Below are 5,556 nucleotides of genomic sequence, written 5' to 3' on the forward strand. Positions count from 1 at the left end.
GCTGCTTCGGCCCGGTGGTCGGTCGCCTCGCTTCCATGACTGTAGCTGCGCGCAGGCTCCAGTCTGTCGGCTGCCGGCCCTGTATCTTGGGCTGCCGGAGCTGCCCCCGATTCAGGATGCCGGGCGTCCAGCGTTTCGCGTTGGATCAGGCGCCGAACCTTGGACAGAAGTTCGTCAGGATGGTAGGGTTTACGGATGTGGTCGTCGGCTCCGAGTTCTAGACACTTGTCGCGCAACGCCAGCGAGTGCGAACTCGAAGCCGAGAAGAGGATTACCGGAACGGCACGGGTAGCAGGGTTCTGCTTGATGAACCGGCAGACCTGATAGCCGTCGAGCTTAGGCATCTTGAGGTCCAGCAGAACCAGGCTTGGTTTCAGCTTACGCAGGAGGGTCAGTGCTTCCTCACCATCCGCTGCCGTCCTGACCCGGAAGCCGTTAGCCTCTAGCCGGGTTCGAGTGACGAGACTGACGTTAGCTTCGTCCTCAGCTAGAAGGATGAGTGGTCGTTCGCGATTTGGCATTGCGCAGTTCCTTTCTGAGTTCCGTCAGCAGTTTACTTGGTTCATCGGTGAGCGCGAACCGACAGCAGCTGACAAGAATGTCTAGTTCAACTACCCGGTTGCGAGCAACGAATGTTGCACCGGCCAGGGTGTCAGTGATGCGGGCTGTCTGCAATTCAAGCTGGTCGGGTGTGCCAACGAGTAGTGCCAGAATCTCATAGTCGTCCGGGAGGACTTGGTAGTCATGGACTGGTGGCTCAGCCTCTTGAAGACGCTGAACAACCTCGTTGAGCACGTCGTCACGGTGTCCTCCGGTTTGTTCCCGGCCTGCCGGGTCTTGGACCCGGACGAGCAACAGTGCCTGGGCTTTCTCGAATCCCGGCTGTGAGAGACGTTCGAGCAGCGCGCCCACCCGTGTCATCGTAGTATCAAGCGGCAGGGTGAAAGAGAACGTGCTGCCGGCTCCTGGCCGGCTTTCGAACCATATGCGGCCACGGTTCATGGCGACCATCTCCTTGGTGAGTGCTAGACCGAGCCCGGTGCCGGTTGGTCGGGTGCCGTCTCGACGATGAACTTGGTGGAACTTCTGAAACATGCCAGCATGTTCAGTCGCCGGAATACCAATACCCGAGTCGGTGACGCTGACCACCGCTTCTTCCCCTTCAACGCGCGCCCGGACTACGACTCCTCCGTGGTCAGTGAACTTGATAGCGTTGCTGAGCAGATTGGCGAGCACGCGGCGCAGCATGCGTTCGTCCGCCAGCACGGGACGCGGCATTGGACCGGTCGCTACATCGAGTGTAAGTCCCTTTTGCCTGGCAACCGGCTGGAAAGCAGCGCAGGCTTCTTCCAAGAAGGCACTAAGCTCGATTGACACTGGACGCCTCTCAAGGCGGCCGGCTTCAATCTTCGACAAGTCTAACAGGTCGTTGACGATGTCGGCAAGACGACGGGCATTGGCAAGCGCCAGGTCTAGAAAACGTCCCTGAATTGCTGTTACCGGCCCTAGTGTCTGGTCGGCGACGAGGCTGACGCCCTCAGTGATTGCGGTGAGTGGCGTGCGCAGTTCATGAGAAACCATGGAGACGAAGTCACTCTTAGCTGCGCTGAGCTTCAGTAGTTCGAGGTTGGCTTTCTTGAGTTCCTCAGCCTGGGTGGCAATCTGTTCTCTTTGAGACGTGAGTTCTTCATTCAGCCGGGTCAGCTCACACGACTTGGCCTCGGACGCCTCCTGGGCGTGCTTGATGTCGGTGAAGTCAGCGAATATCGCCACAAAGCAGACAATCGTGCCGGCTGCGTCCCGCAGGGGGGTCATTGTGTTCTCAACGAAGTGGAGGTCGCCGGACGCGACCAAGTGCTGGTGCTGAACCCGACAGGTCGTGCCGGTTGCCAGGCAGTTCTTTATTGGGCAAACCTCGCCCTGTAGGTGGCAGGGGGTGGCATAACGGTGAATCACCTCGTAACACCGTCGTCCCGCTATTGCGCGCGGCGCAGCTTGACATAGATTGGCGAACGCCGGGTTCACCTGCTGGATGACGTAGTCAGAATTGACGATCATGATGCCCACGGCGATGTTTGAGAATACTGCCTCAAAGTACTGGCGCACGCGTTGGTTCTCAGCGTCCTCCTCGTAGCTTGAGGTGACGTCGAGTACCAGCGACAGGAACTCGTGGGAAGTGTGTGGTGCTCCGTACGAAACCAGACGCAGACGACGACCGCTACCATCAAGCGGAGCAAAGTCGGTAGCTGCCCGACCGGAGTTCTTGAGACTCTCGAGGTGGGCGGTGAGCATGTCCGGGTCTGGGAGCAGCTTGGCCAAGATAGGATATTGGGAACCAGCGAGCAGACGACGGCACGCCTGATTGTATCTGAGCAGCGAGCCGGAGCGGGCGTCAAAGGTGAAAACCGGCAGGTCAGCTCCGGCAAGTATGCTCGCAAGTTCTCTGATGCCGTCGCCGGTCCGACCCCCGGCATCAAACAGTGCCTGCTCGATGACAATGAATAGCCGTTCAGGTCGACATGGCTTCTCGAGGTAGCTGTATGCGCCCTCGCTCATCGCGCGTACCGCTGTATCAACGGTGGCGTGTCCGGTGAGGAGAATCACGGGTACTCCGGGCAAGGCGAGTTTGACTCGGGCCAACAGCTCGATACCGTTCATGTCCGGTAGTTTTAGGTCCAGCAGAATGAGGTCATAACGCTCGCGTTCGACTGCGGCAAGTGCCTCGGCTGCGCAGAAAGTGGGGTCGGCGCGGTATCCCCTTGCCTCGAGTATGTCAACGAGAGTCTGGCAGAAGCCCTCGTCATCGTCAACGGCCAGAATCCTGGGTCCGAGCGACTGGTGTTCTCTTGGCTGGCTGTGGGAAGCGGTTGCTTGTTCCCTCACTTTGTATGTCACTTGGCTACTTCCGGCTGACTAGTGTTATGGTAATCGCTAGGTTTACGACCGTGGCCACGGTACTGATGATCGGTAAATTCCTCTGTATCCTGCTCCAGAACGATTCCGGGACGACAACGACGTCGCCAGGTGCGAGGAAGACCGGCTCGGCCTGCGCCGTGAGACGTCCCAGGTTAAGATATGTTCTTGACCGGTCGAGCTCACGAATGAGCAACACGCGCGAGAGGTCGGCTCCCGGTGCAGGTCCTCCCGCAGAGGAAATGAGCTCGAGGACGTCAGGCGTCCCGGGAAGGTAGTAGAGGCCGGGATTGTTCACCTGACCCCACACCGCGGTTCGGACCGATGCCGACGCAGTAATACTTGCTAAACCGTCCCCTGAATTCGATCCGCAGGGAATGCCGGCGAGCAGGATAGTGATCGAGACTGTTACTATGTTCATTAGTCCCCCGGTTTTGCAGACAGGCCGTGCCTAGTCGCGGGGCAGGCCGTTGAACTGGCATTGCCGGTCCAGTCCTTCTTTCAGTTTCTGTCGCTCCAGTTTGCGAGCGTAACCGTTGTCTCGACTGTCGCGAATCCACAGGTCTGGCAATAGCGAAGAAGTGATTCGTCGCCCGGTCGGGCAACTACTACGGCGAGCCGAACTCCACGGCTCTTGAACATGTCAAGGGAATCTGAGACCAGACGCAGCGCAACGCCGTTGTTGCGGTATTCCGGAGCCGCGGCTACGAAGTCAACGGTCCCGACGCCGAACCCAAGGTAACGTACCGCTTCTTCACGAACGTGGCCGGCCAGTAGCCCGGCGGGCCGGCCGCTGTCGGAGGCAAGAAGAAGTTCCTGGGTGGCATAGCTTGCGAGCCAGTCGCGGTGAACCCGGCTCTTTGTCGGGGCCGGCAGGTGGTAGTCCCAACCCAGGATACCGTCCGGTACTTCGGCCGCGGTCGCTTCTAGGAATCCGGCAAGTTCACCAGGACGTGCGCGTTCGACTTCATAGCCGACCTCCGGAGTGCTGCGCGATTGATAATCGAGCAGGTCCAGGGCCATCACGACTGTACTCTGGGTTGCGATGAAACCGCTACGTTCGAGCGCGTTTAGACCGGACAGGTCGGTATGTGCAAGCTGAGCCACAAAGCAGACCCGGCCCGGTGCACTACGAACGGTCTCACGCACGAGCATAGCCTTGACTATTGTCTGCATCTCCGGACTGCCAGCGGCAAACAGGTGAGTCACTCGAAAGGTCCTAACCCCCAGCTCGTGCGACGCCCAGTTGTCCGGCCTGGTTACGCAGAGTCCGACCATTTCTCCGCCGAGGTCATACGCCTTTGCGAAACCACCAGCGTCAATCGCTTCCTGGACTCCGTGCAACAGATAGTCCACTACCGCGCTCTGACGTTCTGGAGGTAGGGCCCAGCCGAAAGGCCTGTGCGGTTGAGATGCCATGAATTTCTTGAGCGAATCGCAGTTTTCGAGGTTTAGTAGTTCCGCGAACATTCTCCACCCCCTGGTTGAAACCCCTCTTCTTGGTGACCACGCTGACCAGAGTACCGCCCGGTTCTTTGGGGCAGCAGGATAGCAGGCCACCTCGATATTCCATTAGACCATTTCCCTCGCGTCCTTTTATGCAACCCGCGTTCCAACGGTCTCGCAAATAGTAACTTCGGGTATTTGAGCGTGTTAGCCAAGTAGACGCCTGCCCCCAACTGCCCCTTAAGGTAACCCTCGCTGGAGAGTACAAATGTAACTGGTTGGAATTTGATAGGTTATCAGGTGCGACACTTGCCTCAGGGTGTAGCGGCTCGTACGTCGAATTACGCCGAAAACGTGCAGTGCGGCAGTTTGCGAACGCTCTAAAGGCCTGAGCAAGCTGGTGTCGTGCAAGAGCGGTCCGGATTCCGGGTGTCAGCTAGACGGAACGTAGTCCTATCTTGCTTTCTTGTGACTTTCATTGCAGTTCTGCGTCGGTTCTCGGGACGTGGCTCCGCAGCTTGCAAAGTCGGCATAACTAGATACACTGTCGTACAGTGAAGCCGTTTGTTGTGCAAACTGTCGGCGCCAGCTGCTGCTTTGCGGCCGTGTTTCTGTTTCTGGGTGCTGGCTGCGAGCGAACCGGGCCGCCGACAATCGAGTACTTCGTCGGTGACACCGTAGTCAACGCTGTTGATAGCGCAGTCTATGACTGTGCGGCCTGGGATTGGGGCAACCGACCGATATCCTACGACTGGTCGTGTTCTCGTGGGCTTCTGGCGTGGGATTCGGCGTTCAGGGTGAAGTGGTATTCGCCGGAATCATCGGGGCCGGCTACGCTCAGGTGCTTGGTCCAGGACCAGGACGGGCTGACTGCATACGACTCGGTACTCATCCGGGTAAGGCGTGTCAGACGTACGGTAATTGACTACAGCGGTGCGGTTAAGACCGGTGATTTCCGCAGCTGGTGGGACACCCTGCGGATTGGCTATGAGGTCGAGGGCCGATTCGTGGTGGACACAAGCTCGTTGCTAGTGCTGGATGACAGCAATTTCAACCGCTGGGTCGCGCGGCAGAACTATTCAGCGCTGGTTGAGAGGCGTGGTGTCCAGAATGATTCGTTTCGGTTCTTCGTTTCCGCCACCGGCCAATTCCATTTTGTGGTTGACAACACCGACGAGAAGCGGGATCGAACGTTCA

Annotated in this window: 5 protein-coding genes; 1 reads left to right on the forward strand and 4 read right to left on the reverse strand. The window is 58.4% G+C overall.

Features of this window, described 5'->3' with window-relative positions; all coding sequences use genetic code 11:
* The 4 genes from ABIL25_10685 to ABIL25_10700 all read right to left on the reverse strand — a co-directional run.
* Nucleotides 1–521: response regulator (locus tag ABIL25_10685; protein ID MEO0082732.1), on the reverse strand; the 521-nt coding region annotated here is incomplete at its 3' end.
* Entirely contained in the window at nt 484–2,883 is a 2,400-nt protein-coding gene (locus ABIL25_10690; protein MEO0082733.1) for an ATP-binding protein, read from the reverse strand. The genes ABIL25_10685 and ABIL25_10690, both read right to left, overlap by 38 nt.
* A gap of 16 nt (nt 2,884–2,899) precedes the next feature.
* On the reverse strand, nt 2,900–3,334 hold the full coding sequence (locus ABIL25_10695; protein ID MEO0082734.1) for an SLBB domain-containing protein: 435 nt from the start codon (nt 3,332–3,334) through the stop codon (nt 2,900–2,902).
* Nucleotides 3,335–3,414: 80 nt separating this feature from the next.
* Complete coding sequence (locus ABIL25_10700) at nt 3,415–4,383, reverse strand: GNAT family N-acetyltransferase (GenBank protein MEO0082735.1); 969 nt, start codon at nt 4,381–4,383, stop codon at nt 3,415–3,417.
* A gap of 530 nt (nt 4,384–4,913) precedes the next feature.
* Between ABIL25_10700 and ABIL25_10705 the strand changes: the two genes are divergently transcribed.
* The coding region (locus ABIL25_10705) for a hypothetical protein (GenBank protein ID MEO0082736.1) at nt 4,914–5,556 on the forward strand (643 nt) is incomplete at its 3' end.

It is taken from the genome of candidate division WOR-3 bacterium (assembly GCA_039801365.1).
Lineage (GTDB): Bacteria > Hydrothermota > Tepidihabitantia > Tepidihabitantales > Tepidihabitantaceae > JBDRUN01.

Excerpts from the sequence above, each read along its gene's own strand:
- ABIL25_10695 (MEO0082734.1), bottom strand. The coding sequence starts at position 3,334 with ATGAACATAGTAACAGTCTCGATCACTATCCTGCTCGCCGGCATTCCC.
- ABIL25_10700 (MEO0082735.1), bottom strand. The coding sequence starts at position 4,383 with ATGTTCGCGGAACTACTAAACCTCGAAAACTGCGATTCGCTCAAGAAA.